Origin of the sequence: Dokdonella sp. (assembly GCF_036518555.1) — a bacterium.
Taxonomy (GTDB): domain Bacteria; phylum Pseudomonadota; class Gammaproteobacteria; order Xanthomonadales; family Rhodanobacteraceae; genus Dokdonella_A.
Genome location: NZ_DATDMY010000135.1, coordinates 13966 through 40330, shown reverse-complemented (window position 1 = coordinate 40330; position 26365 = coordinate 13966). Strand labels below are relative to the sequence as shown.

Annotated in this window: 27 protein-coding genes; 16 read left to right on the top strand and 11 right to left on the bottom strand. The window is 69.1% G+C overall.

All coding sequences use genetic code 11. The annotated features are described in order from the left end of the window. Positions 1–82: 82 nt before the first annotated feature. Positions 83–2680 carry a PQQ-binding-like beta-propeller repeat protein gene (locus VI238_RS08360; protein ID WP_331650352.1) on the bottom strand — a complete coding sequence of 866 codons (2598 nt, stop codon included), beginning with the start codon at positions 2678–2680 and terminating at the stop codon, positions 83–85. Between the two features lie 448 nt (positions 2681–3128). Here VI238_RS08360 and VI238_RS08355 point away from each other — a divergent pair, with 448 nt between their 5' ends. After that, positions 3129–4235: a DUF1615 domain-containing protein gene (locus tag VI238_RS08355; protein ID WP_331650350.1), complete on the top strand. Its 1107-nt coding sequence runs from the start codon at positions 3129–3131 to the stop codon at positions 4233–4235. Between the two features lie 10 nt (positions 4236–4245). Here VI238_RS08355 and pip read toward each other — a convergent pair whose 3' ends face one another. From pip to VI238_RS08330, 5 genes are all read right to left on the bottom strand, one after another. Continuing rightward, entirely contained in the window at positions 4246–5205 is a 960-nt protein-coding gene (pip, locus tag VI238_RS08350; RefSeq protein WP_331650348.1) for a prolyl aminopeptidase, read from the bottom strand. 189 nt (positions 5206–5394) lie between these two features. Then, positions 5395–5850: a hypothetical protein gene (locus VI238_RS08345; protein ID WP_331650346.1), complete on the bottom strand. Its 456-nt coding sequence runs from the start codon at positions 5848–5850 to the stop codon at positions 5395–5397. 85 nt (positions 5851–5935) lie between these two features. Beyond that, on the bottom strand, positions 5936–6172 hold the full coding sequence (locus VI238_RS08340; RefSeq protein ID WP_331650344.1) for a hypothetical protein: 237 nt from the start codon (positions 6170–6172) through the stop codon (positions 5936–5938). A gap of 307 nt (positions 6173–6479) precedes the next feature. Then, entirely contained in the window at positions 6480–7229 is a 750-nt protein-coding gene (locus VI238_RS08335) for a hypothetical protein (RefSeq protein WP_331650342.1), read from the bottom strand. Beyond that, positions 7226–8152, bottom strand: coding sequence for an aminotransferase class IV (locus VI238_RS08330; RefSeq protein ID WP_331650340.1), 927 nt, complete (start codon positions 8150–8152; stop codon positions 7226–7228). Before VI238_RS08330 ends, VI238_RS08335 begins: the two co-directional genes overlap by 4 nt. 80 nt (positions 8153–8232) lie before the next feature. Here VI238_RS08330 and VI238_RS08325 point away from each other — a divergent pair, with 80 nt between their 5' ends. The 5 genes from VI238_RS08325 (at position 8233) to VI238_RS08305 (ending at position 11776) form a co-directional block, all read left to right on the top strand. Continuing rightward, on the top strand, positions 8233–8700 hold the full coding sequence (locus VI238_RS08325; RefSeq protein ID WP_331650338.1) for an OsmC family protein: 468 nt from the start codon (positions 8233–8235) through the stop codon (positions 8698–8700). A 606-nt stretch (positions 8701–9306) separates the two neighbouring features. Next, positions 9307–10407, top strand: a complete 1101-nt coding sequence (locus VI238_RS08320; protein ID WP_331650335.1) for a hypothetical protein — start codon at positions 9307–9309, stop codon at positions 10405–10407. After that, positions 10404–10967, top strand: a complete 564-nt coding sequence (locus tag VI238_RS08315; protein WP_331650333.1) for a GTP-binding protein — start codon at positions 10404–10406, stop codon at positions 10965–10967. The genes VI238_RS08320 and VI238_RS08315 overlap by 4 nt, the downstream gene beginning before the upstream one ends. Next, positions 10964–11356 (top strand): roadblock/LC7 domain-containing protein, encoded by a 393-nt coding sequence (locus tag VI238_RS08310; protein ID WP_331650331.1) that lies wholly within the window; start codon positions 10964–10966, stop codon positions 11354–11356. Before VI238_RS08315 ends, VI238_RS08310 begins: the two co-directional genes overlap by 4 nt. Positions 11357–11416: 60 nt before the next feature. Beyond that, positions 11417–11776, top strand: coding sequence for a hypothetical protein (locus VI238_RS08305; RefSeq protein ID WP_331650329.1), 360 nt, complete (start codon positions 11417–11419; stop codon positions 11774–11776). Between the two features lie 43 nt (positions 11777–11819). Here the strand turns inward: VI238_RS08305 and VI238_RS08300 are convergent, their stop codons facing one another. After that, positions 11820–12587, bottom strand: coding sequence for a TorF family putative porin (locus tag VI238_RS08300; protein WP_331650327.1), 768 nt, complete (start codon positions 12585–12587; stop codon positions 11820–11822). A 233-nt stretch (positions 12588–12820) separates the two neighbouring features. Between VI238_RS08300 and VI238_RS08295 the strand changes: the two genes are divergently transcribed. From VI238_RS08295 to VI238_RS08275, 5 genes are all read left to right on the top strand, one after another. Continuing rightward, positions 12821–14395 carry a choice-of-anchor Q domain-containing protein gene (locus tag VI238_RS08295; protein WP_331650325.1) on the top strand — a complete coding sequence of 525 codons (1575 nt, stop codon included), beginning with the start codon at positions 12821–12823 and terminating at the stop codon, positions 14393–14395. A 98-nt stretch (positions 14396–14493) separates the two neighbouring features. After that, positions 14494–14697, top strand: coding sequence for a hypothetical protein (locus VI238_RS08290; RefSeq protein ID WP_331650323.1), 204 nt, complete (start codon positions 14494–14496; stop codon positions 14695–14697). 134 nt (positions 14698–14831) lie between these two features. Further along, a complete protein-coding gene (locus VI238_RS08285) occupies positions 14832–17462 on the top strand; it encodes an EAL domain-containing protein (protein ID WP_331650321.1) in 2631 nt (876 codons plus the stop codon). A 113-nt stretch (positions 17463–17575) separates the two neighbouring features. Further along, positions 17576–17980, top strand: coding sequence for a helix-turn-helix transcriptional regulator (locus VI238_RS08280; protein WP_331650319.1), 405 nt, complete (start codon positions 17576–17578; stop codon positions 17978–17980). Positions 17981–18383: 403 nt separating this feature from the next. After that, a complete protein-coding gene (locus VI238_RS08275; RefSeq protein WP_331650317.1) occupies positions 18384–18893 on the top strand; it encodes a hypothetical protein in 510 nt (169 codons plus the stop codon). A gap of 1 nt (position 18894) precedes the next feature. Here the strand turns inward: VI238_RS08275 and VI238_RS08270 are convergent, their stop codons facing one another. After that, positions 18895–20277: an amidohydrolase family protein gene (locus VI238_RS08270; RefSeq protein ID WP_331650315.1), complete on the bottom strand. Its 1383-nt coding sequence runs from the start codon at positions 20275–20277 to the stop codon at positions 18895–18897. A gap of 144 nt (positions 20278–20421) precedes the next feature. Here VI238_RS08270 and VI238_RS08265 point away from each other — a divergent pair, with 144 nt between their 5' ends. Further along, a complete protein-coding gene (locus tag VI238_RS08265) occupies positions 20422–20874 on the top strand; it encodes a nuclear transport factor 2 family protein (RefSeq protein WP_331650313.1) in 453 nt (150 codons plus the stop codon). 20 nt (positions 20875–20894) lie between these two features. On the opposite strand, the gene VI238_RS08260 is transcribed toward VI238_RS08265, so the two are convergent. Further along, complete coding sequence (locus VI238_RS08260) at positions 20895–21248, bottom strand: DUF1428 domain-containing protein (RefSeq protein WP_331650311.1); 354 nt, start codon at positions 21246–21248, stop codon at positions 20895–20897. A gap of 251 nt (positions 21249–21499) precedes the next feature. Here VI238_RS08260 and VI238_RS08255 point away from each other — a divergent pair, with 251 nt between their 5' ends. Beyond that, the gene (locus VI238_RS08255; RefSeq protein WP_331650309.1) at positions 21500–21889 is read left to right on the top strand and encodes an MAPEG family protein; all 390 of its coding nucleotides are present in this window, start codon (positions 21500–21502) and stop codon (positions 21887–21889) included. A gap of 7 nt (positions 21890–21896) precedes the next feature. Here VI238_RS08255 and VI238_RS08250 read toward each other — a convergent pair whose 3' ends face one another. After that, positions 21897–22874, bottom strand: coding sequence for a DMT family transporter (locus tag VI238_RS08250; protein ID WP_331650307.1), 978 nt, complete (start codon positions 22872–22874; stop codon positions 21897–21899). Positions 22875–22926: 52 nt separating this feature from the next. Here VI238_RS08250 and VI238_RS08245 point away from each other — a divergent pair, with 52 nt between their 5' ends. Further along, positions 22927–23727 (top strand): aminotransferase class IV family protein, encoded by an 801-nt coding sequence (locus tag VI238_RS08245; RefSeq protein ID WP_331650305.1) that lies wholly within the window; start codon positions 22927–22929, stop codon positions 23725–23727. A 61-nt stretch (positions 23728–23788) separates the two neighbouring features. Next, positions 23789–24808: a hypothetical protein gene (locus tag VI238_RS08240; protein ID WP_331650303.1), complete on the top strand. Its 1020-nt coding sequence runs from the start codon at positions 23789–23791 to the stop codon at positions 24806–24808. On the opposite strand, the gene VI238_RS08235 is transcribed toward VI238_RS08240, so the two are convergent. After that, on the bottom strand, positions 24797–25624 hold the full coding sequence (locus tag VI238_RS08235) for a DUF72 domain-containing protein (protein ID WP_331650301.1): 828 nt from the start codon (positions 25622–25624) through the stop codon (positions 24797–24799). The two genes, VI238_RS08240 and VI238_RS08235, sit on opposite strands and share 12 nt — an antisense overlap. Positions 25625–25699: 75 nt before the next feature. Between VI238_RS08235 and VI238_RS08230 the strand changes: the two genes are divergently transcribed. Continuing rightward, the gene (locus VI238_RS08230) at positions 25700–26359 is read left to right on the top strand and encodes a Pr6Pr family membrane protein (protein ID WP_331650299.1); all 660 of its coding nucleotides are present in this window, start codon (positions 25700–25702) and stop codon (positions 26357–26359) included. The last annotated feature ends 6 nt before the right edge of the window (positions 26360–26365 follow it).

Below are 26365 nucleotides of genomic sequence, written 5' to 3'. Positions count from 1 at the left end.
CTGGAAGGAGGTACGCACTAGACACCGCGAGGGACCGACCCCGCTGTCGAATTCTTTAGTGATGCGACGTGCGCGCGAACGCCTATCGTCGAACGGGTGCGTGCTCGAAGCCGTCGCCGTAGATGCGATCGCCGTGCACGATCTGCAGTCCGTTCAGGGCCGCGCGTGGCAGCGTGCCGAGCGATGCGGTCGCCGCGACGGTGAGCGTGAACGCGTTGCCAGCGACGAAGAACACGGCATGGTTGCCCGGGCCGGCGCCGGCGGGCAGGTAGTCGCCGGCGAAGTCGATACCCGTCGCGTCGACGACGTCGATCGTGCGCGGTGTGTCGCCGGACGCGGCGATCGTGCAGGACGCGGTCGATGCGCCGCGCGGGTTGTCGCCATCGGCGTACACGTGCACGTAGTAGCCGGAAGGATCGTCGGCTAACCCGCTCACGCTGACCACGACGGGCGTATCGGTCGCGCTGAGATAGCCGTCCATCATGCGGAAGTCGCCGGCGGTGTCGGGAATCGACGGCCTCCACACGCCGGCTGCGGACCATTGGATCGACGCAGCGGTCGCGCTGCCCGTTTCGTCGACGAGCCCGGCGGCGCTGCCGCTAGAGCCCGCGAAAGAATTCCAGTTCACCGCGGCGACCGCGCCCGCACGCTCACGGGCGTCCATCGGCGTGCCGGTACCGACGAAATCGACGCTGATCGTACCGGCTCCGGCATCGACATCGCTCGCATGCAGGCCGATGTCCTCGCTGTGGCTGAGCGTACCATCCGTCGCCGTGACCTCGAAGGTGTTCGGGCCGGGCGGCATCGAGGCGGCGGTCTGCACGGTGAGCGTCGTGCTGCCGCCCGCGACGATGTCGTTCGCGGCGAACGACGCGGTCGCATCCGGTGGCAGTCCCGCGACGTCGAAGTGCAACATGCCCGAGTAGCCTTGCAGCGCGCTCGTGTCGATCGTGTAAACGACGCTGTCACCGGGGTGCACGCCCGGATTGCGCGGCGTGGCTGCAAGCGCGAAGTCCGGCGTCGGCAGCAATCCGTACGTGCTGACGGTGGCCGCACCGACGCCGTCGCCCGGGAACGACGCCATGTAGACGCGACCGCCGACGACCGTCGGTGGGCTGAACTTCGGCCAGTTGCCCATGCGGTCGCGCGCGGCGTCCTGTTCCGAGTTCCACAGCTCGTGCGTGAGGTCGTCGGCGTCGAGCGCGCGCAGCACGCCCGGGTGTACGCCGCTGTTCGGATCGGAGCCGCTGAACGCCATCGACGACCACAGCACGCCCGTGCCCGGCGTGCTGCCGTTCGCCGACAGCGTGAGCACCCCGCCGGCAGAGCCATTGTTGGAGAACAAGGTCGATTGCGAGGCCGGCGTCGTGTCGAACGTGCCGGCCGACGCGTCGAACCGGTACGCCTTCATCGGGCTGTTGCCGTCGGACCAGACGTACATCCACGGACCGGCCCCGCCGCTGCGGTTCCAGTACACGGGGCCCCCCTTGATCTGCTGGCCGCCATTGCTGAACACCTGCACGATGTTGGCGTCGTCCGCGGATTCATGGCCGAGCGACGTCGTGCGCGTGACGTAGAACACGCCGCTCTTGCCGGCGCCGACGATGCGGTCGGTCCCGGGCAACAGGATCGGCCCGGAGCCGCCGAGGTCGGCGTCGGCCTGGTTGAGTTCGTCGTACACCGACGGCGTGAACCAGTCGAGCATCGGCGTATCGGGCGTCGCGCCGAACTTCACGAACGATTCGCCGAAGTTGCGCACGCCGTCGTAGGTGCCGTTGCCGACCATGTAGTAGACGTTGCCGTCGGCATCGACCGCGGGTGCGCGGCCGGCCATCCAGATGCCGCCGCCGTTGAACGCGGTGCCATCCGGCGTCGAAGTCCATATCGCGGTGCGCTGCAAGGTCGACGCGTCGTGCACCATGACCCAGCCGTGGTAAGCGAACTGGTCGCTGTGCGCGCCCCACGCGATGAACACGCGACCGTTGGCGAGCGCGATGCTCGCGCGCTGGTCCTGGATCTTCGGGTTGAACGTGAGCACGCCACCCGCGCTGCCATTGCCGTTTCCGGGCACGCTGCCGCCGAGCACGACCGGGCTGCCCGGGAGCTCGGCGAGCGTCGTGATGTCGAGCGCGTGCAGGCGCTGGCAGAACGTCGGCTGCACCGGTCCGCAATTCGAACCCGTCTCGCGCGTGCGCGCGACGAGGTACATCGTGTTCGTCGCGAGATCGATCTGCGGCGTGCTCTCGATGCCGACGTTGCCGATGATGTTGTCGTTGTAGCCGAGGATGTCGAGGATCGGGATCGGTGTCGCACCCGGAACCTGGCTCGTGATGTCGAGCGAAAGCAGGGGAGTCGTCGTTGCGCCGTGCGCGTCGAATGCGTACACGCGGTCGTTCATCGTGACGACGTAGACGAGGTCGTGTACGCCCTGGCCCGGGATCGCGACGTTGCGCACGTAGAGCGGCTGTGCATAGACCGAACCGCTGACCGGGTACGCCCACAGCTTGCCGAATGTCGCGACGCCGACGTTCGACGTCGTCAGTACGGTCTCGTCGAGGTTCGCGCCGAGGCGCGCAGCGTCGTAGCGCTCGGTGACGACATCGATCGGCGCGGCGAACGCGGTCGTCGCGGTCGAAGCCAGCAGCGCAGCGCAGGCGCGGCGCGAAAGCACGCGTTCCATCGGCATTCCCCCTTGGCGGCGGCCGACTGTAGCAGAACGCCGCGCGCGTCCCTCGAGGACGCGGTCGAGGCAGGGCTTCCGGCGCCGCGCGAGCAAGCCCCGGAACCCGTGCCGATCAGCGCTGGCCGCCGAATGCGATGATGCGTTACCCGGTCGGCCATGCGTCCTCGGAAGCGAAGAGCTTCGCGACGCGGGCGATCTCGGCAGGCTCGCCGAGGCGGCCCATCGGGATCCCGGCGACGAGGGCCTTCTCGAATTCGGTACCGATACCGCCCGCGCCATGTCGGCGCCGACGCATCGAGCGGGCAATGACTCGCGCCATGTACGTCGTGCGGCTGCGTTCGACAGGACGTAAGCTAGCCGTGGTCGTGCCGGTCGCACGCGGGCAGGCGTCAAAGGGTACTGCCGGCAATCGCGCGATCCCGGTCGCGGCGCAGGAGAGCCATCGATGGATCGCATCATCGCGCTGCGGCGGTTCGCGGCACCCGTACTGCTGGTTGCGCTCACCGGCTGCCTCGCACCGCGTCCGCAGGCGCCGCCGCGCCGCCCTGTCGACGTGCGCGCGCAGATCGCGCAGCTGATGCCCGCCCAGGTCGGCGACCGGGAAGGATGGGCCGCGGATATCGAGGCCGCCCTGCGTACGCAGGACATCGAACCGACCGCCGCGAACGTTTGCGCGGTGCTCGCCGTCGCCGAGCAGGAGTCGACGTTCCGCACCGATCCTCCGGTGCCGGGACTGCCGGGAATCGCGCGCGCCGAGATCGATCGACGCGCGGCCGCGCTGCACCTGCCCGACTTCCTCGTCGACGCCGCGTTGCGAATCCCGTCGCCGGACGGACGCAGCTATCGCGAGCGGCTCGCGGCGGTGCGCACCGAGAGGGACATGAGCGCGATGTTCGACGACTTCATCGGCATGGTGCCGCTCGGTCAACGCCTGTTCGGACGCCTCAACCCGGTCCGAACGGGCGGACCGATGCAGGTGAGCATCGCATTCGCCGAAGCGCACGCGAGCCGCTACCCGTATCCGGTCGAGACATCGATCCGGCACGAGGTGTTCAGCCGGCGCGGCGGCGTCTGGTTCGGCACGGCCCACCTGCTCGGCTATCGCGCCCCGTACACGCAAACACTGTACCGCTTCGCCGATTTCAACGCGGGCTGGTACGCGAGCCGCAATGCAGCGTTCCAGAATGCGGTGGGCATCGCGGCCGGCGTGCCGCTCGCGCTCGACGGCGACGTGCTGCAGCCGGATGCCGCGTTCGACCAACCCGGCCAGACCGAACGCGCGCTGCGCACGCTCGCGCGGCGCCTCGATCTCGATGCGCGGGACATCCGCCGCGCGCTCGAACGTGGCGACAGTGAGGCCTTCGAACGCACGTCGCTGTACGAACGCGTGTTCGAACTCGCCGAGCGTACCGCACGCAAGCCGCTGCCGCGTGCGCTCGTACCGCGCATCGCGTTGCACAGCCCGAAGATCACGCGCAAGCTCTCCACGGAGTGGTTCGCGCGACGCGTCGACGAGCGCTACCGGCGCTGCCTGAAACGAGCGGGTGCCTGAAGGGACGCGCTCAGCGCGGCGCGAAGCGATCAGCGAGGGCGTCCGTAGCGCCGACGAGCACGTCGACGATCGCGGGATCGGCGGCGCTGTGGCCGGCGAGCACGATGTGCAGCGCGGCTTCGGGCCATGCCGAGGCAAGGTCGATCGCGCTCGCGACCGGGCAGATGATGTCGTAGCGGCCGTGCACGATCGTTGCCGGGATGTGGCGGATGCGGTCGACGTCGCGCAACAGCTGGTCGGGCTCGAGGAATACGCGATGCCGGAAATAATGCGCCTCGGCGCGCGCCACGCTGATCGCGACGGCTGGCTCCTCGAAATTGCCGCTCTCGTCGGGATCGTGCACGAGTGTCGTGCTGCCGCCCTCCCACCAGCCCCATGCGAGCGCGGCCGCGAGGCGCACCTCGGGGTCGGCGTCGTCGAGGCGGCGCCAGTAGGCTTCGACGAGCTCGCCGCGCTCGGCTTCCGGGATGTGTTCGACGTAGCGGCGCCAGCGTTCCGGGAAGATCCAGCGCGCGCCGCCGTCGAGTTCGTTGAACCAGCGCAGTTCGCCGCGGCGGCCGAGGAAGATGCCTCGCAGCACGAGGGCGAGCGCGCGCCCCGGATGCGCCTGCGCGTACGCGAGCGCGAGGGTCGAGCCCCACGAGCCGCCGAACACGACCCAGCGCTCGATGCCGCAGTGGACGCGGATCTTCTCGATGTCGGCGACGAGGTGTTGCGTGGTGTTGTCGCGCAGCTCCGCGTGCGGTGTCGACTTGCCCGCGCCACGCTGGTCGAACAATACGATGCGATAACGCGCGGGATCGAAGAAACGACGATGATAGGGCGAGACGCCCGCGCCGGGTCCTCCGTGCAGGAATATCACGGGCAGGCCACGCGGGTTGCCGCATTCCTCGACGTGCAGCGTGTGGAGGTCGTCGACCGCGAGGCGCTCGCTGCGGTAGGGTTCGATGTCCGGATACAGCTCGCGCATGCACGACTCCGTCGAGGTCGGCGGGAGCATAGCCCAAGCGCGGCCGCTGGATCGCGCACGCCGCCCGGAAGGCGCCTCGGCGGGAAGCAGGGTGCCCAGCCTGGCTTGAGATGCCGTCGTCGTACTCGCGCGGCGCTGACGCGCCTGCGGGACGCCTTGCATCCGTGCGGGAAATCGCCGTTCGAACGATCAGCTGCGCTCGTTCGTCGGCGGCAGCGTTCCGCCTTGCGCTCGTGCGCCGCGCTGTCGCGCGCGTGCGACCTGTCGCTCCGCCCATCGCTTGAGGACACGCGCCCTGCGCGCGCCTGCTTGCGGGTCGCGCACCACGTCTTCGACGCGCGCGAGAAGCGCATCGACGTTCTCGCGCGGATCCTCGTCGGGGTCGCGGCCGCCGGACCAGACGTCGATCCACCGATCGGACAGCTCGCCCAGGCGCAGCACCGCGCGGAAGTGGCGCGGCTCCGCCGTCTTGAGCAGCGCGAGATCGGCGACCGCCGCTGCGAGCGCGAGCGGGATGAGCACGAGGTCGCGCGCGGCATTGAGCAGCAGCTTGAGCTGCAGCACGACGACCGCACGCACGAGTGCGCCGGCGGTGCGCTTCTGTTCGGGACCCATCGCGCGAGCGTAGAACAGATGGCGGCGCACGGGAACCGCCCTCCCGCGGCCCGACCCTGAAGCCAAGCACGTCGATGCCGCACCACGCGGGCGCCGTCGGGGCGCCGTACGCGGATCAGATCGGATCGAGCGGAAGACCCGGAAACGTGCGCGCGAGCTCCTCGCGCGTGGTCTCGAGCGTGCGCGACTCGACGAACGCAAACGTGAACAGCTCGCCGCAGCCGCGGCACTTGACGATGTCGTCGCCGCGCACGAGCTGCGGCAAGTCGAGGTCGTAGGTCCGGCAAGGGGGGCATTGCGGCAACATGCCATTGCCGCCGGTGATGAGATCGGTCAAGTCGCTCTTCGTCATCGCGACGTCCTCCATGCCGCACTCGCGCGGTCAGGTTGAGCGCAGCACCGCTGAACGGCGCGCAGTCGAAGATCGCGCGATGACGCGGGACCCGAGAACGGTAACGGCGGGCCCGACTTGCGCCAGGCCCGCCGCTCCTCGCCCGTCCATGGCGATCGATAGTTCGACTTGTCCCTGTGCGGCGCTCACGCGCAGCGCAAACGTGGGATTGACTCAGGGGAGGGAGTGTCACCAACCGTTGCAAGCGAAGTCTTGCACCGGCTTGCTGAATGCGGCGCAACAAACGGAATTTGAACCCGCGCCGCTCTCACGCGAGCAGGCGAAATCCGGCGAGCCGTTCGTAGTGAGGCCGGCAGGATTCGGCGAGCCGCTGCTGGAAGTCGGACAATCGCGGCTGGTGCTCGTCGTCGCGCGGCGCGAAGCCGGTCGACCGCTCGACCGTGCGATACCAGTACGGCGCCCACACGCCGTCGCTCGCGCGCGGTCCAGGCGGCCAATGCAACATGCGCTCGCTGAAGGCGATGCCGAGCCGTGCGCACAAGGCCGAGAGCACGCCGCGCGGATCGGCCAGCACATCACTCGCATCGATGACGGGAGGCACGGCTCCGAGGCGATCGCACAGATGATCGAACAGGCGCGCCTGCTGTTCGAAACCGAGCTCCCACGTCGCAGCGTCCGGGCGGTTCTGCGTGAACGAAGCGACCACGGCGTCCGGCGAACGGATCAGGAAGCAGTGCGTCAACGCATCGAGCCACTGCAGGGGCATGTCGGCCGGAACGTGCTGCGTCATGTGCTTCTGGTACCAGATCGCCGCGCCGCCCGGTACCGGTCCGGCCAGCCAGGCCGCGACCTCGGCGCGATCGGTGCTCTGCGCGGCGAGCACGTCCTCGCGCCCCGGATGATCGACGCCGGTCTCGAGCAGGTAGCAGGCATAGAATGGCTCGTCGACGACGACCGTGTCCGCGCGGTTCTCCCACGCGCGCATCATCGCGGTCGAGATGTTGCGCGGTCCGGACCACATCGCGACGCGTAGCGGAGCCGCCGGTGTCGCGGTCATACCCGGGTCCCCGACCGCGTTTCCGCCTGCACGAGTGCGACGTACTCGCGCTGCAGGCGCTCGACCGTCGGCCCGCGCGTCCCGCCGCCGACCCGGCGGCCGTCGATCTCGTGCACCGGCACGACGCCCGCGAACGTGCCGGTGACGAACGCCTCTTCGGCTCCGTACACGTCGGTGAGGCTGAAATCCTTCTCGTATGCAGGGATGCCGTGTTCTCGGCAGAGCCGGATCACGTTCGACCGCGTGATGCCGCCGAGGCAGTACTTGCCGGTCGAGGTCCAGACTTCGCCCTTGCGGACGATGAAGAAATGGGTCGAGTTGCACGTCGCCACGAAGCCGTGCGGATCGAGCATGAGCGCTTCGTCGTAGCCGGCCTTCTGCGCCTGGATGCAGGCGAGGATGCAATTGATCTTGGAGTGGCTGTTGAGTTTGGGATCCTGTACGTCGGGAGCGCCGCGACGGACGTGCACCGTGAAGAGGCGAATCCCGTGTTCGAGCGTCTGTGGCAGCGGTTGCTTGTACTCGGGCACGATCACGATCGTCGCGTCCGAGACGACGAAGCGCGGGTCCTGGTGCGGCGTCGCCTTGACGCCGCGCGTGACCATGAGCCGGATATGCACGTGGTCGCGCATCCGGTTCGCCCGCAGCGTATCCACGATGCGTCGCACGAGCGCCTCGCGGTCGAGGCCGATGTCGAGGTCGAGCGCGCGCGCGCCTTCGTACAACCGGTCCAGGTGCAGGTCGAGGAACGGGATGCCGCCGTCGTGCACGCGCAGTCCCTCCCAAACGCCGTCGCCGAGCACGAAGCCGCTGTCGAACACGGAAACGACCGCGCGTGCGCGCGGCACGAGCTCGCCGTTGACGTTGACGAGGATGGCCTCGTTGCGTGGATCGGGCCGGTAATCGTGCGTGCCTTTTGCCATGTCGTCTCCGCTGGCCGGCCCGGGCGGACCGCGTGCGGCGACGGTAGCATGGGCGCCCCGCACCGACAGGAGACGAGACCATGGGCGAGACCGATGCAGGCATGGCGGGAGCGCCGACGCGCGAAGGCGAGGCGTACGCCGTATCCGACAACACCGGCTTCCGTACGACGCTCGATATCGCGGGGCATCCCGCGGTGGCCGACGAGCCGGTGCCGCGCGGCGGCACCGACCAGGGGCCATCGCCCTACGGCATGCTGTCGGCCGCGCTCGCCGCGTGCACGGCCATGACGTTGCATTCGTACGCCAAACTCAAGGCCTTCCCCGTCACCGGCATCCGCGTGCTCGTGCGGCACGACAAGGTGCACGAAGTCGACTGCGAACATTGCGAAAACGACGCCGGCGCCAAGGTCGACCGCCTGCAACGAACGATCTGGATCGATGGCGACCTCGCGCCTGCCGCGCGCGAACGCCTGCTGCAGATGGCGGAGCGATGCCCCGTGCACAGGACCCTGCAGGGCGCGGTGCGCATCGTCACTGCGGCGGGGTGAAGCCGGAATAGGTCCGCAGCATCCGTTCGAAGTGGCCTTCCCCTGGTCTTCGAGGCGCGGATGCTGCGGCGGCCCGAACATCCGATGGCCGCTGCCGTTCGTTGGCGGCGGTCGTCCGGGTGGCTCTCCTTCGGGTGATAGCAGGCTAGGCGATGCCGAGTCTGCGCGCAGCCGGAAAACCGCGCAGATGCGCGCGGACATTCCCTCCACGCGCTTCCCGCGTTCTCGACCTCGCGAAGAAGAAGCGCCCGTCAGCCGGGGGCGTGGGGCCGCGTGGCGCGCGCGGGCGGCGCGCCATGCGCGAGGTGCGCATCGATGCAGGCGGCGACGACGTCGGTGCCCCGCGACGCGGATTGGCCGTCATGCGGACACGCGCAGAGCGCGGGAACGACCTCGCGCAGGGCCGGTGCGAGTCCGCCGCCGCACGCAGCCGCACTGATCGCGGCGCGCGCATGATGCTGTGATCGCAGCGGCACTGTCGGCGTTCTCCACGCTCCGCCCGAGATCGCTGCATCCTGTTTCGCACTCTACATGCATTGCCGTATACATGGTGCGCGCGTTGCATCGCACGGATCGTCGCAGACGGGGCCCAGGTGGGAATCGCGGGTGGCGATTCGCGCCGCGGCGCTGGATGAAGCGACGTCGACACGGATCGACGCGCCGATCGATTCGAGCACTCGGGGGAGGGCGACGTCGGATGGGGACGATTCCTGCAAGGATCTGCCGTGGAGGCGGCCGCGGCCGAGCGCGATGCGGCGCGAACGCGGCGGGAGGCATCGCATGCAAATCCTGAAGATCTGCGACTTGGGTCTCGCGGCGGACACATCACACGCCTTCCACTCGATGTTGCAGATCGTCGCTGGACGATCGAAAGCCCGATGGCGGCTCGCAGGCGTCGCGGAAGCCGACGTGCTGTTCGCCTCGTCCGCGGGCAGCGACGAGGCGCTGGCTGCATGGAGCGGGTCGGGAAAACCCGTCGTGCTCGTGACCGACGATCGCGGCAGCTGGCCTCCGGCGACGTTCGTGCTGCGCCATCCGTTCCGGGTGATGCAACTCCTGTCGGTGCTCGACGACGTCGCCGACCTGCTGGCGGCTTCACCTCCGCGAGAGCGCGGCAACTCGAGTCTGTGGGCCGGCGCGGAATCGCTGCGGGCACTGATGCCGCAGGCGGGCACGCTGGGCTGGCACGTGGCGCGAACGTCGCTCGGCGATGAAATCTGGCTCGGACGCGGCAGGGTCCTCGTCGGGGCGGACCTGGTCGCGCGGTTGCGCCATGGCGACTTCGAACTCGCCGCCTTCCATCCCGCCGGCACGGCGCCTCCACCCACGTCGGTCGCGCTGGCGGTGTGCGATTTCGCGTGGCAGGTGGGCCTGGCGAGTGCGGTGAACCTGGCGCCATGGCTCGATCCGGCAGCGGCCTACCGCCTGCGTCGCTGGCCCGACGTCGGTCGCCTCGGTGCGTCGACGGGCCTGCTGGAGCTGTGCGCGATGAGCACGGTGCGCGCGTGGACGCCATCGGCGATGGCCCAGGCGAGCGGACAGTCGATGGCTGACGTGCATCGCTTCCTTGCAGCGGCATCGCTGGCCGGATTGCTCGCGACGAACGCCGGCGAGCCGACGCAGGCGGCGCCTACGCGAGGTCGGTTGCAAGGTGGCTGGGACCGGTTCCTCGGCGGCCTTCGGCGACACCTGGGGCTTGCCGCATGAGCGATGTGGACGCTGAAGAGTTCAAGATCGTGTTCACCGGCCCCATGGGTGCGGGCAAGACGACGGCGATCGCGGCGATCAGCGAAGTGGAGCCGGTGAATACCGAGGTGGAGAACTCCGATCGCGTCGCGAACGCGAAGGAATCGACCACGGTAGGCTTCGACTTCGGTCGCATCACGCTCGCCGACGGCAGCATCGTGCGGCTGTACGGCACGCCGGGTCAGCCGCGCTATCGGTTCATGTGGGACATCCTCGGCCGCGGCGCCGCGGGCGTGATCATCCTGCTCGACGCGAGCGAGCCGGGAGCGCTCGTGCAGCTCGACGTATTCGTCGATGCGTTCCTGCCGCACGTCGTGCACGGTGCGCTCGTGGTCGGCGTCGGCCGCACGGACCTGCCCGATTCCCAGGGTACGGATGCGTTCGCGGCGCGCCTGGACGCGCGAGGCATCGTGGCTCCCGTCCTCTCGGTCGACGTGCGCCGGCGTGCCGACGTCACGATGCTCGTGAGGACGCTCGTCTGCATCCTCGCGTCGCACGCGACGCATGGAGCCGTCGCATGAAGGCGCGCCCCGCGAGGGTGTCGCGCGAACTCGCGCGCAAGGTGCTCGAAGGTTACGGCGAAGTCGCCGGCGTTCAATGCGCCGTGCTGTTCTCCGCCGACGGCTTCGAGATCGCCTCGCATGCGGCGGATGCCGCCGCTTCCGCGCGTCTCGCCGCGATCGGCAGTTCGCTTGCCGCGCTCGGCACTGCGCTGTCAGGCGAAGCGGGACTCGGGGACTTCGAACGCACGACCATCGAGAGCGACCGCGGCGCGGTGACGATCATGCGCGTCGGCAGCAGCCGTTCGATGTCACTCGCGGTCGTCGCGGGGAAGGATGCCGTGCTCGGGCAACTGCTGTGGGCGACGCAACGCTGCTGCCAGGCGCTCGGAAAACTGCTGGATCCATGAGCCGCGAGCGGATGAGGCACCGTCCGCGGCGATCAAAACCGATGTCTCGGAGACAGGAAAATGGCGAACATCAACGATAGTCTTGCGAAGCTGCTCGAGGTCGACGGCGCGCTCTGTGCCGCAGTGGTCGACGCCAACAGCGGCATGCTGCTCGGCAAGGCGGGGACGGGCCTCGACCTCGATCTCGCGGCGGCCGGCAACACCGAGGTCGTGCGCGCGAAAATGAAGACGATGAAGTCGCTCGGCCTCACCGACGCGATCGAGGACATCCTCATCACGCTCGGCAAGCAGTACCACATCATCCGCCCGGTCGCCGCGAAGGCGGGCCTGTTCATTTATCTCGTGCTCGACAAGGCGAAGTCGAACCTCGCGCTCGCGCGTCGCGGTGCCCAGGACGTCGAACAGTCGCTGCAGATGTGACATCCGTGCCGGCGCCCGCGGCGGGGATGCGCGGGCGCCGCCACTAGAAATCCTTTTCGAGCACGACCGAAACATGGCGGCCGCCGACGCGATAGCCGTCGAGCGTGTAGTACGCGGGATCGGCCGTCGTTCGCGACCATGCGACCGTGACGCTGGTTGCGTGCGCGAACGACCTCGTCGCCGACAGCTTGTAGTCCGTGTACGATAATCGTCTTCCATTGCTCGCACCCGTCGACGGGTCTTCGCCGTTCGAATGGCGGCGGCCGACGTGCGCCGCGAGATTCCAGTCCGATGCGGGCCGCCAGTTCGCGTTGGTGTCCAGGTACCACGATCCGCGCGAACCGGGCGTGCCGAATGACTCGGTCACATCGTAGTTGAGTCGCGCGTTGAGACCGTGCCAGCCGATGAAGGCGAACACTTCGGTCGTGTCCGGTCGTCGCGCATGCGCGATGTAGCGCCCCGGGAACTGCATCTGCAGGATTCCGGCGCGGATTTCGCCGTCGCGATCGAACAGCCAGCGATAGCCGAGCACGCCGTCGACCTCGAAGGGCACATGGTTGCCGGGCGTCACGCGGTCGACCCATCGAATGCGCACCGCACTCAGGTTGCCGTAAACGCCCGCCCCGGGATTGAAGTCGATTTCGGCCTGCACCGAGGGGTCGCCCACGCTCTGCGACAGGCCGCGACCGATATAGTTGTCCATGATCTGGACGTAGCCGTAGACGAACGGCGGCGCTTCATCGGCGACGGCATGCGCATTCCCGACGGCTGCGGCGGCGAACATCACGGCGAAGCTGGACGTGACTCTCATGCGGGCCCCGAGGCGGACGGTGAGCGACATCGTCGGGCGCGCCCGCCGTCCGATCCATCCGAGTCTTGCGCGCCGGTCATGACGGCGACAGCGCCACTTTCGACGATCCGCGGCGGGGCCACTGCGGGGTTACGCCGGGAGCGCGCGTCCGGCGGGCGCCGGCATGGACTTCGGGGAGGGTTTCCACGACGCCGTCACGCCTGCGCGGCGGGAGCACGCCTACCATCGCATGCATGGACAGGAACGAGGCGATCGACATGGCGTCGGCGGGCGCGAAGCGCAGGCTGGGGCTGTTTTCCCTCCTCGCCGTCGTCTCGCCGTGCATCGGGGTGGCGCAGGTCGACTTCGATTGCGTTGCACCGTCGGCGCCGCCGCTCGTCGCACCGACCGTGCTCGGCGACGGCAGCGCGGGTAGCGTGACTCGCGCGCAACTGCAGCAGGCGCTCGACGCGGGGGGCGCGATCCGCGTCGACGTCGGTGCGTCGACGCTCGCGCTCGACGCCACGTTGCGCGTCACGCGCGCGACCATGCTCGACCTCGGCGGCGCTACCCTCTCGGGCGGCAACGCGCGGCGCGTGATCGAGGTGCAGAATCCGTCCAGCCAGACCTACGCGTTCGTCCTTCTGCACGGCGCGATCGCCGACGGCAGCACGCCATCGGCGAGCGGCGCCGGCGTCTACAAGGCGACCGGCGGACCCTGGCAGGCGGTGACGTTGCGCTTGTTCGACGTGCGCTTCACGAACAACCGCGCGATCGCCGCGGCCCAGGACGACGGCGGCGGCGCGATCTATGTCGTCGGCGCCGCGGAACTCGCGATCGTGCGCAGCCAGTTCGACGGCAACACGGGATCGAACGGCGGCGCGCTGTACTCGCTCGGTTCGAAGACAGTGAACCTTTACGACAGCAGCTTCAACGGCAATCTCGCGACCGGCAGCGGCGGCAACCCCGGCAATGGCGGCAATGGCGGAGCGATCGGCGTGGATGGCGATGCGCGCTATCTCAACCTCTGCCGCGTAAGGCTGCGCGACAACGAGGCGAACGCATATGGCGGCGGCCTTTACACGGTCACCTACGGCGATGCGTCGTACACGCGCATACAGGACTCGACCATCCAGCACAACGTCAGCAGCGCGTCGGACAAGCTCGCAGGCGGCGCGTATATCCAGGGCAGCCCGATCTCGATCAGCGGCAGCATGTTCCGCGACAACGCGGCGAACGGCTACGCCGGGCTCGCACTGTTCGGTTACGGCGGGTCGCTCACGGGCAGCATCGTCAACTCGACCTTCGACGGCAACCTCGCACGTGGCGGCCTTGGTGGCGCGATGGCGATCGAGGCCGCGACCGCACTGACGCTGCAGAACGTCACGATCGCGCGCAACGCAGCGCCGTGTGCGGTCTGCTTCGCCGCCGGAATCGCCAATGACAGCGGCGCGCCGCTCACGTTGCGCAACGTGTTGTTCCAGGACAACGTCGGCGGGAACGCGTACAACCCGTGGGCGGTCCTGCATCCGGCAGCGAACGGTACGGCCAACCTGCAGTGGCCGCTGCAACGCCCCGCCGCAGGCCAGACCGAAGTCGCCGCGGCTCCGGGGACGGTGTTCGCGAATGCCGGCGTTGCCGTGCCCGCGGCGAACGGCGGCCCGACCGAGACGGCCGCCCTGCCGACCGGAAGCCCGGCGATCGATGCGGGAACGGCGATCGGCGCCCCGCCGACGGACCAGCGCGGTGCGCCGCGTGCCGGCGCGGTCGACATCGGCGCGTACGAGCGCCAGCCCGATCCGATCTTCCGCAGCGGCTTCGAGCCGTGACGAATCCGACCGCGCCCTGAACGGCCTCGCCCGCCGCTTCAGGCGCCGCTTAGGTGGCCTCGCTTACGTTCGCGCCGTACACACAGCGAGGAGTACGCATGAACAGTCAGTTGCCGATGGAAGGCCAGAAGATCCAGGTCAAGCTGCGTGAAGGCGAATGGCAGGACGCGGTCTATCGCAACGACGACTTCGTCGACGTCTACGGCCTGCCCCTCGCGTTCGACAAGATTCTCGCGTGGCGTCCTGCGAGCCAGAACGGCCGCTCCGGCGGCGAGCTGCAAGGCAAGTCGTCCGTGCACTGAGGCACGCCGTCGCCCCGCCGCCGCCAGGGACAGCGGCGGCATACCGCCGCCCCGCCCGGCGCGCCATGCTCTACACTGGCGTCGTCGCGGACCTCGGGCCGGGGGGCATGGGAACGGAGCGTGCGAAGCCGCCGATGTCGGCCGTACCCGCGTCCTCGGATTCGGCGGCACCGACGCGCGAGCAGCTCCTTGCGCGCATTGCCGAACTCGAGGCCGAGCTCCGACGGCACACGGCTTCCGGTGCGCCCGATCGCGCGACCGACCGTCTCACCACGGTGAAGGTTCCGCCCGAGTTCGAAGCGCCGTTCCTGAGCGCGCAGGCGCTCGTCACGCGCTACTTCGCCGACCGCGTCGAACATCCGGACACCGCGACGATCTCGATCGCAGGGGAGCGCTACGTGCTGCTGCGCGCCGCCTCGCTCTCGGTCGAGTTCGTCGAGCTCGTGATGAAGCTCTACCAGGACAAGGGCGCCGACGAAGCTCGAGCCGTCGCGAACAACCTGTTGTTCGACCTGGCGCACGCGATCGGTCGCGCGGACGCCCGCGCGTTCGGCGAGAAGATGTCGCTCGGGGATCCGATCGCCAACCTCTCCGCGGGACCGATCCATTTCGCGTTTTCGGGATGGGCGTTCGTCGACATCTTGCCCGAATCGAAACCGACGCCCAACGAAGACTATTTCCTGTTGTACGACCATCCGTTTTCGTTCGAATCGCACTCGTGGCTGGCCAAGCACAAGCGCAGCGAAACGCCGGTCTGCATCATGAGCGCGGGCTATTCGTCCGGATGGTGCGAGCAGAGTTTCGGGCTGCCGCTCGTCTCGGTGGAGGTGGAATGCCTTGCGGCGGGCGGCAGACATTGCCGGTTCATCATGGCGCCACCGTCGAGGATCGAATCGCATCTGGAGCGCCATGCACGCGCAGGCGGCGGGCACGTCGCCAATGCATCGGGCGGGCAGGGCGTGGTGCCCGAGTTCTTCCAGCGCAAGCGGCTCGAGGATGAGCTTCGACAGGCCAATGAGCAGCTCGAGGCGCGCGTGCACACGCGCGCACGGGAACTCGAGCGCGCGACCGAACAGCTGCGCCTGCTCGGCTCGGCGGTCGAGAACGCGACCGAAGGCTTCGTCATCCTCGAGGTCCACGAAGACGAGGACCCGCTGCGCGTCGTCTTCGTCAATCACGGGTTCTCGCGCATCACCGGATACCGGTCCGACGAGGTGGTCGGGCGGTCCCTCGCGCAGCTGCGCCTCGCGACGGGCGAGGAAGCGACCTTCACGGCGCTCGTCGACAGCGTGCGGCGGGGCGAGCCGTTCCAGGCGGAAGCGATCGCGCTGCGACCGGACGCGTCCGTGTATGCGCTCGAGCTGCATGCGATGCCGGTCCCGAACGAGGCCGGCCGCGCGCCGCACTGGATCGCGATCCTGCGCGACGTCAGCGACCGCAAGGCGCATCTCGACGCGCTCAGGCACCAGGCCCTGCACGACGCCCTGACCGGGCTGCCGAACCGCGTGCTGCTGCACGACCGCATCGAGCAATGCATCACGGGCATGCGTCGGTACGGAAGGGGCTTCTCGCTGCTGTTCCTCGATCTGGATGGCTTCAAGGAAATCAACGACACCTTCGGTCACCTCGCCGGGGACGCACTGTTGGCCGAGGTCGCGACGCGGCTGCGTGGGCGGCTGAGCGAGACCGATACGATCGCGCGCCTCGGCGGCGACGAGTTCGCCGTGGTCCTCGAGCATGCGAGCGATCCGTCGACGGCGGGGCGGTCGGCCACGATGTTGCTGGCCGCGCTCGAAGAGCCGTTCGAGATCGAAGGACACACGCTCGTCGTCGGCGCGAGCATCGGCATGGTGAGGTGCCCCGAGCACGGTACCGACCCGACCACGTTGATGCGCCGCGCCGACGTGGCGATGTACGCCGCCAAAGGGTCGCGTGCCGGAGCGATGGTGTACGACCCGCAGCAGGATGCGCACTCGCCGGCACGCATACGGCTCGTCAACGAACTGCGCGCCGCCATCGGCGGCGAAGCGTTCGAACTGCACTACCAGCCGCAGATCGACCTGCGCAGCGGCAAGGTCGCGCGCGCCGAAGCGTTGCTGCGCTGGAACCATCCCGAGCGCGGCCTGTTGCTGCCCGATGAATTCCTGCCGCTGGTCTCGTCGAGCGACCTCATCGACCGCATCGCGCGCTGGGTCCTGCACGCGGCGATTCGCGACTGCAGCGCGTGGATCGCGTCCGGCGTCGACGCGGGCGTCTCGGTGAACCTGGCCGCGCACACTCTTCGCGATGCGACCCTGCCGGAGTTCATCGCGCGCGAGCTCGACGGCCAGGGCCTGCCGGCGAGCCGGCTGACGGTCGAGATCACCGAAAGCAGCCTGCTCGAACAGGCGGTGCTCGCCACCGACATCTTCGAGCGCCTGCGGGAGATCGGCGTCGGCCTGGCGATCGACGACTTCGGCACCGGCTACTCGTCGCTCATGCACCTGCGCCACCTGCCGTTCACCGAACTGAAGATCGATCGCTCGTTCACCGCCGAGATGCTCGTGAACGAACGCGACGCGGCGATCGTCCGATCGACGATCGACCTCGGCCATGAGCTCGGGCGCAGCGTCGTCGCCGAAGGCGTCGAGTCGCGCGAGGTCATGGAGCAGTTGCGCCGGTACCACTGCGACCTCGTGCAGGGCTACCACGTGAGTCCACCGCTCGCATGGTCGTTGTTGCGCGAATGGTTGCAGGATCCGCCGGTGTTTCCCGCCGGGTCCTGACCCGGTCGAGGCGGCGGATCCCGCGGACGAAAAACGATGGCAACCTGGGCTCCGGTGTCCTAGAGTTCCGCATCGCGCTGTATATAGTCACTCTTCGAATACATCGGTGCTGCATGAAAATTTCAAGAACGGCTTCGGACGACCGGGTCAAGCTCGCGGGCCGCATCCGCGTGGCGCGACGCGACGCGAAACTCACCCAGACGGCGCTCGCCGAGCGCGTCGGGGTCACGCCGAGTGCCGCCGCGCAGTGGGAGCATCCGAACGGCACGAGCCCGGGCACGCCGCGCCTGCAGGAGATCGCTGCCGCAACCGGGGTGAGCTTCGAGTGGCTCGCGACCGGCCGAGGCGAGCGCCGCCAGCGCAGGCCCCATCCGGATTCGATACCCGCTCTCAAGCTCGACATCTACGCGCAGGACTGGACCGAGGAGGTGCTGCTCGAGCGATTCCGCCTGCTGTCGCCACGCGCGAAGCAGATGCTCGTCAATTTGCTCGAGGAAGTGCGCCCCGGCCGACGCTGAGCGACCCGCAGCCCGGGAACCACGCGAACCCCATCAGCCTCCGCGCTGTCGCGCGAGCGCCCGTCTCTCCGGCAGGACATCGGCACGGGGCCGGCGTTGCCCGCTGCTGTTAGCGTCGCTAAAGCCTCAGGCGACTTGATCGGCGCCGCCGCCGATTGCTAGCGTCACTCGCACGCAACGCGTGGCGAGGGACCTTCCGCGTCGAGTTGCCTGCACGCACAGGTTCGTCGCGAGCGAGCGTCCGCTCCGGCGAACATCGGATGGATCGACGGCAGGAAGGCAACCGTCGACGTGCAGGTGGGCCGGTGGCATCCGACCCGCCCGGCACCGGGTCGGATGCCGCCGCGTCCCGCTCCGGCGCGTTGTCGCATGCGTGCCCGACGTCTGCTACGGAGTGTGGACCATGCTGGGCAAGGCGGACGCGCACGCAGGAGTCGATTCGGCAGGCGCGGGCGCCCGGACCGTGTCGCTGCGCCACGATCCGCGGCTCATCGACGAACTGAAGCGCGCGAATCGCGAGGCGATGATGAGCTACTCGGTCGCGCTGCACGCGGGTCGGCGCGGTTCCTTCGATGCGGCGGCCCTCGCGATCTCGCGTTGCGCGCGCCAGCTTCACGACGTGCAGCGCACCGAAGCGCTGCGTCTCTATCCGACGATAGCGCGCCGGATGGCGAACGATCACGAAGGCGCTGCTGCCGTCGCGGCGCTGCGCCGCGACGCCAACGCGCTCGTCAGACATTTCATGCGACTCGTGGAGGGCCTGTTCTCGCGTGCACGCCCGGGCATGCCGTCCGACGAGCTGATCGCGGAAGCGCGCAGCGTGCTGCAGAAATACCTGGCCGAGAAGGAATCTCGGCTCTACCGCGTCTACGCGCTGACGGCACCGCCCGACGGCGACGCGCGGCGAACCTGATTCATGGCGTCGCGCCGGCGTCCGCGTAGTCGGCCGCGATCGCCGCGAGCGTGGTGCGCAGCTCGGTCGCATCGTGCCAGCGGCCGTCGACCATGACTCCAAGCGGCCGGCGCAACGTCGACAGGTCGTCGAGCGGGTTGCGCTCCGACAGCACGAGGTCGGCGCGCCGGCCGATCCCGACAGTGCCCGACTCGATCGCCGTCGGCGCCACCCGATGCAGCAGCAGCCCAGGCGTGCGCGTCGCAGTCGCGAGCGCCTGGAAGCGCGACAGGCCCGCCTGCGTGAGCGCCGCCAGATCGTCATGCAACGACTCGCCGGGCACGAGGCCCGGGATCGTCGGCGCGTCGGTGCCGGCAACGAGGGCGACGCCGGCGTCGCTCATCGCCTTGGTGAAACGGCGCAGGAACGCAAGGTTGTCGTCGAGGCTGCCGGTGCGTTCCGCGTAGCCCGCGTGTCGCCACGAGAGTCGGCGATCGGGCGACACGTAGCGCGCTGCGTCTGCGTGCAGGAACTGCTCGACCACCTCCGGCTTGCCCCATTGCCGCGCGATGGTCGCATACGTGTAGATGTCCGCCGTCACGAACGCGTTGTTGCGCAGCACCGCGGCGATCGCCCGCGGGATGCGGGTCTCGTCCGGCACCGGGTCGGTGCGGCCGGGCCGCGGTTGCAGCAGGCACGTGTAGAGGAACTCTTCCGTGTGGGCGACCATGAGCTGGCCCGCGTCGAGCTGGCGCTCGATGCCGACCGCGGTAACGCCGTGTCCCACGATCGGCAGGCCGCGGCGGCGGCCTTCGTCGACGAGTGCCTTGAACGCGGGTGCCGAAAGATTGTTGTAGACCTTGATGAACTCGTAGCCATTGGTTTTCGCGAGGCGCACGATCGCGCGCGCCTCGGCGGCGTTCGTCACCGTGAAATGCCCGTAGCGCGGCGAACCATCGACGAGGAACGCGGCATGCACGTGCGGACCCGGCTTCTCGCCTCGCTCGATCGCCGGGCGCACCTGGGCGAGGAATTCGTTCGAGGCCTCGCCCATGTTCAGCACCGTCGTCACGCCATGGGCGAGATACAGCGCCATGTCGCGCGCGCTGTCCGAATGCGTGTGCATGTCGGCGAGTCCGGGCGCGAGGTACGCCGTGCCCCGACCGTCGATGACCACCGCGCCCGCGGGCGGTTCGATCGCGGCTCCGAGCGCGATGATCCGGTTGCCCCCGACGATCACGGTCTGGTCGCGCAACACGCGCTCGCGGTCCATCGGCACGACGTTGACGTGCACGAACGCGAGCGGCGCCGGGGCGGCGGATGTCGTCGCCGCGGCGGCAGCGATGTCGGGCGACAGCGAAGCGGTAAGGCAGAGCGCGGCCAGGCGCTGCAGCAGGTCGTTCAAGGGGCGGTCCGTTGCGTGTCGGTTGGGTTGTCCGTTCGATGCGCGCCACATCGGCAGGGTTTAGCGATCGAGCAAGCAGCGTCACGCACGCGGCAGCCATCGCGCCTACACTGCGCATCCCAGCGGCCGAATGGAGCACCGACGATGCGCAGGTTCGCCTGGACGGTCGCGTTGGCCCTGTGCGTCGCGAGCGCGACGGCCGCGGATGATCGCACGGCGCTCGATGCCGCTCACATCCGCGAGCTGCTGCGCATCGAGGCCGAGCTCTGCCGGGCGTTCGAGAGCGGCGACGCGGCGACCGCGCGCGCCGGTCTCGACGACACATTCACGCTCACCGACTCGCACGGCGTCGTCACCGGCTATGTGCGGACCATCGCCGAGATCGAGCGCCGTGAACCGCGCTACGATGTGTTCCGCAACCACGGCCAGAGCGTGCGACGGTTCGGCGACGCCGCCATCGTGACCGGCGTCACCACGGTCCGCGGCACCTCCGGCAAGGACGCGTTCGCGACGGACTTCGCCTACACCGATACCTGGGTGCGCCGCGGCGGCCGCTGGAAGCTCGCCGCGAGCCATGCGAGCCGCCTGCAACCGTAGCAAGGCGCATCGCGGCGAGATCAGAGTTCGATCATCGGCTTGAAGCCGCCCCAGAACATGCGCGCGCCGTCGAACGGCATGTCGGCGGGAGTCATGCCGAGCCGCGGGTCGGACATCACCTTCTTGTTGATGCGATCGCGTTCGCGTCGCGACGCGTAAACGATCCAGCTGAACACGACGACTTCATCCGGCTTCAGCTTGACCGCCTGCGGGAAGGACGTGACCTTACCCGGCTTGACGTCGTCGGCGACGCATTCGACGTAGTGCAGGGCGCCGTGCTCGCGCCAGATCCTGCCCGCCTTGCGCGCGAGGCGGCGATAGGCGGCGAGTTTGCCCTTGGGCACGGGAACGACGAAACCATCGATGTAGGACATGGCGGATACCCGGGTTCGCGCGGCGATGTCCGCCGCATCTTCATGACGAATCCGGGACGCCTAGATCGACATTCGGCCACTCCATGCTCGCCCGCGGCCCGAGGAAGCGGAAGCGACGTCGCAGGCGACAGCGGCGTGCGGCGTCGGAACCGACGGGCCGCACTCGGCGCGGCATGCTAGATTGGCCGCACGCACGACGTCGCCACGGCTTGCGTGCAGGGAGCCTTCAGAAAATCACCGGAGACGAGACGATGTCGGTTGAACTCGAGATGCTGGCCTGGTCGATCGTGCTGGGCCTCGTGCAGGTGTTCGCGGCGGCAAGCCTGGTGACCGCGCAACGCGGGTTGCTCTGGAACGTCGGTCCGCGGGACGGCTCGCCGCCGCCGCTCACAGGGGTCGCCGGACGGCTCGATCGCGCCGCGAAGAATTTCCTCGAGACGTTCCCGTTCTTCGCGGCCGCCGTGCTCGCGCTTGCCCTGGCACAGCGCACCGATGCGCACACGGCGCTCGGGGCCCAGCTGTACTTCTGGGCGCGGGTCGCGTACGTGCCTGCGTATGCAATCGGCGTTCCTTTCCTGCGCACGGCCATCTGGGCGGTATCCCTGGTCGGCCTGCTCATGCTCCTGTCGGCGCTGTTCTGAACGACCGTCAGTCGGCATGGTGGGCCTCGGATGTGCCGAGCACCTCCGGGTGGGCGATCGGCGCCGGGCGATGCAGCAACGGATGGACGAAGACCGCGCCGAGGATGATCGCGGCGCCGGCGTAGAACGTCGGCGTCAGCTCGTGCTGTTCGCCGAGCAGGATCGCCGCGAGCACGATCGCGTACACGGGTTCGAGGTTCGTCGCGAGCTGCGCCGCGAATGCGCTCATGTGCCGCAGCGCGACCAGCGCGAGCGAGAACGGCAGCAGCGTACAGGCGAGAGCGAGCAGGAGCAGGAGGGCGACGTCGCGCTGGCCGGGCAGGGCGAACGGGTCGCCCGCGAGCACGGGGAACACGTACGGCAACGCGGGCGTGAGCAGCGTGAGCGCGGCGACGCCGGCACCGAGCTCGAGGCCGGTCACCGAGAGCGGATCCGCGTGCTCGACGAAGCGCTTGTTGAGCGAGCCGAACAGGGCGACGAACAGCGCCGACAGGGCGCCGACCGCGATGCCGAGGCGCATCGATCCCGGGACGCCGCCGACCACGAGCGCGACGCCGGGCAGCACCATGATGCCGAGCAGCAGCTCGCGCAACGAGAACGTCCTGCCGGCGAGCTTCGGCTCGACCAGGGCGGTGAAGGGCGTCGCCAACGCGATGCACGTGGCGCCGACGGACGCGTTGGCGAGCTTGATCGAACCGTAGAAGGTGAGCCAGTGCAACGCGACCAGCACGCCGATGCCCGCATACGCGGCCAGCAGGCGCGGCCTGAGCCGGCGCAGGCCGCGCCAGGCGCGCGGGACGAGCGCGAGCGCGCAGATCACGAACAGCATGCGCCACCAGACCAGCGCGAGCGCGTCGAGCGTGATGAGCTTGCCGAGGATCGCGGTGAAGCCCCAGAGGAGCACGCAGGCATGGATCTGCGGCTGTGCCTTCGTCGCGGGAGACAGCGTGGCCACGTATTGGGAGAATGCCGGGGGGAGCTGCATCTTAGGGCCTGTCCCGGCAGCGTCAACAGGCGGCATTCGAAGCGGAGATCGCATGCGCACGCGCACCGAACTCAACGGTCGACCGGTCGACGTCGATGGCCTGCGTGCGCTCGCGCTCGTCAATTACGGCCACTTCAGTTCGATGCAGGTGCAGGACGGCGGCGTGCGCGGACTCGACTTGCACCTCGAGCGCCTGCGGCGGGCCACGCGCGAGCTGTTCGCGGCCGAGCTCGACGTCGACGCGACGCGAGGCTGGATGCGTCAGGCAGTCGCCGGCACGCGTGGGGTACTGTCGCTGCGCGTGACCGTGTTTTCGCGTGCACTCGATCGCGACCGGCTGTCGGCGCCCGCGACCCCCGACGTACTCGTTGCGACGGCGCCGGCGCGCACGCTCGATCCGCGGCCGTTGCGCGTGCGCAGCGTGCGCTACCAGCGCGATGCGCCGCACATCAAGCACGTCGGCACCTTCGGGCTGTTCCTGCAGAAGCGACTCGCGCAGGCGGCGGGCTACGACGACGCGTTGTTCGTCGACGCCGGCGGTGCAGTCGCGGAAGGCTCGATCTGGAACGTCGGCTTCTTCGACGGCGAGCGCGTCGTCTGGCCGGACGCGCCCGCGCTGCAAGGCATCTCCATGCAGTTGCTGCAGGATGGCCTGCGGCGGCGCGGCATGCCGATCGACGTGCGCAGGGTCGATCTCGGGGATCTCGGCGCATTCCGCGCCGCATTCTTCACCAATACCTCGTGCGCGGTCATGCCGATCGCGTGCATCGACGACACCCCGTTCTCCCCCGATTCGCGACTGCACGAGCAACTCGACGCGTGCATGGCCCTGCACCCGTGGCAGTCGATCTGAACGCGGGAACCCGCGCCGTCGCACGCGGTCGATGATGGTTCATCGCAGCCCCGAGGGACTCATGGCGACACTGTGGAGGATGGCCGACGCGACGTTGGCATGCGCGCTGCTGGCAGCGACGGGCGCGGCCGCTGCCGATCCGGGACCCGGGGCGCAATCGCCTCCGGCGTCGCCGACGGTGTTCGCGCCCGGCACGATCTCCGGGCCCGCGCACGATTCGGCGCCCGCGTTCACGACCGACGGCGACACGGTCTATTTCACGCGAAGCAATGCCGCGCAATCGACGATCGTCGTGTCGCACCGGCGCGACGGTCGCTGGTCAGAACCCGAAGTCGCGCCGTTCTCGGGAGAATGGAACGACATGGAACCGGCGTTCGCTCCCGATGGCAGCTGGCTCGTATTCGTGTCGAACCGCCCCGGGAGCGCGGGCCAGGCGCCGATCGAGGCGACCTACAACGGTTCCACGCAGAAGGGCGGCAATCTCTGGCGCGTCGAACGGCGCGGCCGCGGCTGGGGCGAGCCGGAGCGATTGCCCGACGCGGTCAATCCGAACACATCGACCTTCGCGCCGAGCATCGCGGCCGACGGCAGCCTGTGGTTCATGAGTACCGATCCGGCGCGCGGCAAGTTCCGGCTGTACCGTTCGCAGTTGCGCGACGGCCTGTACGAAACGGCGAAGCCGCTGCCGTTCAGCGACGGCAGCGCGACCGATGTCGATCCGGCGGTGGCGCCCGACGAGTCGTTCGTCGTGTTCGGTTCGGGACGCAAGCCCGGTCGCGGCATCGACTTGTTCATCGCGTTCCGCGATGGCGACGCCTGGGCCGAACCGGTCTGGCTCGGCGATCGCGTCAACAGCCTCGGGTCGGACGCCGAGCCGCGACTGGGGCCGGACCGGGCGACGCTGTACTTCAGCAGCGAGCGCGTCGTGCCGGTGGCCTTTCCGCGAACGCGCGAACAGGCGCGCATCGACGGCGTGCGCATGCTCGCCTGGGACGACGGCAACTACAACATCTGGTCGGTGTCGCTGCGGCCGTGGCTGCCGCGCGTGCAGCCGATCGCGCCGGCGCTGTCACAGCCGTGACAGGAGCGCCATTGCGGCGGCGGGATTGCGTTCCTTCGCGGCGCCGATGAAGTAGATGAACACGTCTCGCGTTCCGGCGGCCGGCGACGCTGCGGCGACGCGTGGCAGATCCGCCGGCTCGCCTCCCGCGACCCAGGCGCGCGCGCGTTCGGCCCACGCGTCGAGCGCGGGCGGCGCATAGCCCGTCGCGCGGGCGGCCTCGCTGCGCATGAGGCGCGCGTAGACGAAATCGCCGGTGACGTCGGCGAACGAGGGATGGGTCGGCGAATCCGCGAACACCGTGGCCACCCGATGCGCGCGCGCGAGCGCGAGATACCCGTCGCACGCGAACGACGCGTGACGAACTTCGAGCGCGTGCCGCAGCGGCAGGCCATCGAGTTCCTTCGGCAGCAGGTCGAAGAACGCGGCGACGTCGTCGCGCTCGAACGCCTTGTCGGGCGAGAGCTGCCAGTTGATCGGGCCGAGTCGATCGCCGAGCTCCGCGAGCCCGCCGTGCACGAATGCGTCGACGACCTTGCCTGCATCGGCGAGCACGCGCCGGTCGGTGCCGTAGCGTGGCGCCTTCAGCGAGAACACGAATCCGTCGGGCGTCTCGCTGCGCCATTTGGCGTAGGTCGACGGCTTCTGCGCGCCGTAGTAGGTGCCGTTGACCTCGATCGTGGAGACGTGTCGGCTCGCGTACTCGAGTTCGCGTCGCTGCGCGAGTCCGGCGGGATAGAAATTGTCGCGCCATGCCGCGTACGTCCAGCCACCGATGCCGACGCGGACCTCGGCGCGCGCCGCGACGCGCGCGTGCGGGAGAGATGGATCGACCATTGCGTTCACTTGCCGGCACGGGGCGGCCTATGATGGCAGCGCAGGGCAACCGATGCCACGTGCGGCAGGGTGAACATGAACGGTCCATTCGCGCGACGCCGGATCGCGTTTGCCGTCGCGGCGATTGCATGGTCGGCGCTCGCGCTGCAGTACATCCTGCTGCTCGCCGCCACCTGGAACGGCATCGGTCCCGGCCTCGGCACGCTGCGATACTTCAGCTACTTCACGATCCTCGGCAACCTGGCCGTCGCGTTGACGACGAGCGCCGCGGCCCGCGGCGGCGACGGAGCCTGGCATCGAGTCTTCACCAGCGCACGCGTGCAGGGCGGCACCGCGCTCTGCATCGCGATCGTCTGCGCGATCTATCATGTCCTCCTCGCGTCGACCTGGTCGCCGCGCGGGCTCCAGCTCGTCGCCGACGTCGCATTGCACTACGTCGTTCCCGTTCTCTACCTCGCCTGGTGGGTCGGTTGCGTCCCGCACGGGCGACTGCGATGGACCGATCCTCTGCGCGTGCTGCTGTTCCCGGCCGCGTTCTTCGCCTGGAGCCTGCTGCGCGGCGCCTGGGTGCACGAGTATCCGTATCCGTTCATCGACGTGGATGCGCTCGGCATTGCACGGGTGTTGCGCAACGCCGGTGCGATCGCCGTCCTGTTCGTCGGCGCGGGCCTGCTGCTGGTCGCGCTCGACCGCTTCGCGCTGCGCGCGAAGCCGGAACGCGTTCGGGCAGAATAGCGCCGT

What these genes read in the sequence shown, in the direction of transcription:
- VI238_RS08360 (WP_331650352.1), bottom strand. Translation starts at nt 2,680, where the DNA reads ATGGAACGCGTGCTTTCGCGCCGCGCCTGCGCTGCGCTGCTGGCTTCG.
- VI238_RS08355 (WP_331650350.1), top strand. Translation starts at nt 3,129, where the DNA reads ATGGATCGCATCATCGCGCTGCGGCGGTTCGCGGCACCCGTACTGCTG.
- pip (WP_331650348.1), bottom strand. Translation starts at nt 5,205, where the DNA reads ATGCGCGAGCTGTATCCGGACATCGAACCCTACCGCAGCGAGCGCCTC.
- VI238_RS08340 (WP_331650344.1), bottom strand. Translation starts at nt 6,172, where the DNA reads ATGACGAAGAGCGACTTGACCGATCTCATCACCGGCGGCAATGGCATG.
- VI238_RS08335 (WP_331650342.1), bottom strand. Translation starts at nt 7,229, where the DNA reads ATGACCGCGACACCGGCGGCTCCGCTACGCGTCGCGATGTGGTCCGGA.
- VI238_RS08330 (WP_331650340.1), bottom strand. Translation starts at nt 8,152, where the DNA reads ATGGCAAAAGGCACGCACGATTACCGGCCCGATCCACGCAACGAGGCC.
- VI238_RS08325 (WP_331650338.1), top strand. Translation starts at nt 8,233, where the DNA reads ATGGGCGAGACCGATGCAGGCATGGCGGGAGCGCCGACGCGCGAAGGC.
- VI238_RS08315 (WP_331650333.1), top strand. Translation starts at nt 10,404, where the DNA reads ATGAGCGATGTGGACGCTGAAGAGTTCAAGATCGTGTTCACCGGCCCC.
- VI238_RS08310 (WP_331650331.1), top strand. Translation starts at nt 10,964, where the DNA reads ATGAAGGCGCGCCCCGCGAGGGTGTCGCGCGAACTCGCGCGCAAGGTG.
- VI238_RS08305 (WP_331650329.1), top strand. Translation starts at nt 11,417, where the DNA reads ATGGCGAACATCAACGATAGTCTTGCGAAGCTGCTCGAGGTCGACGGC.
- VI238_RS08300 (WP_331650327.1), bottom strand. Translation starts at nt 12,587, where the DNA reads ATGAGAGTCACGTCCAGCTTCGCCGTGATGTTCGCCGCCGCAGCCGTC.
- VI238_RS08295 (WP_331650325.1), top strand. Translation starts at nt 12,821, where the DNA reads ATGGACAGGAACGAGGCGATCGACATGGCGTCGGCGGGCGCGAAGCGC.
- VI238_RS08290 (WP_331650323.1), top strand. Translation starts at nt 14,494, where the DNA reads ATGAACAGTCAGTTGCCGATGGAAGGCCAGAAGATCCAGGTCAAGCTG.
- VI238_RS08285 (WP_331650321.1), top strand. Translation starts at nt 14,832, where the DNA reads ATGTCGGCCGTACCCGCGTCCTCGGATTCGGCGGCACCGACGCGCGAG.
- VI238_RS08280 (WP_331650319.1), top strand. Translation starts at nt 17,576, where the DNA reads ATGAAAATTTCAAGAACGGCTTCGGACGACCGGGTCAAGCTCGCGGGC.
- VI238_RS08275 (WP_331650317.1), top strand. Translation starts at nt 18,384, where the DNA reads ATGCTGGGCAAGGCGGACGCGCACGCAGGAGTCGATTCGGCAGGCGCG.
- VI238_RS08265 (WP_331650313.1), top strand. Translation starts at nt 20,422, where the DNA reads ATGCGCAGGTTCGCCTGGACGGTCGCGTTGGCCCTGTGCGTCGCGAGC.
- VI238_RS08260 (WP_331650311.1), bottom strand. Translation starts at nt 21,248, where the DNA reads ATGTCCTACATCGATGGTTTCGTCGTTCCCGTGCCCAAGGGCAAACTC.
- VI238_RS08255 (WP_331650309.1), top strand. Translation starts at nt 21,500, where the DNA reads ATGTCGGTTGAACTCGAGATGCTGGCCTGGTCGATCGTGCTGGGCCTC.
- VI238_RS08250 (WP_331650307.1), bottom strand. Translation starts at nt 22,874, where the DNA reads ATGCAGCTCCCCCCGGCATTCTCCCAATACGTGGCCACGCTGTCTCCC.
- VI238_RS08245 (WP_331650305.1), top strand. Translation starts at nt 22,927, where the DNA reads ATGCGCACGCGCACCGAACTCAACGGTCGACCGGTCGACGTCGATGGC.
- VI238_RS08240 (WP_331650303.1), top strand. Translation starts at nt 23,789, where the DNA reads ATGGCGACACTGTGGAGGATGGCCGACGCGACGTTGGCATGCGCGCTG.
- VI238_RS08235 (WP_331650301.1), bottom strand. Translation starts at nt 25,624, where the DNA reads ATGGTCGATCCATCTCTCCCGCACGCGCGCGTCGCGGCGCGCGCCGAG.
- VI238_RS08230 (WP_331650299.1), top strand. Translation starts at nt 25,700, where the DNA reads ATGAACGGTCCATTCGCGCGACGCCGGATCGCGTTTGCCGTCGCGGCG.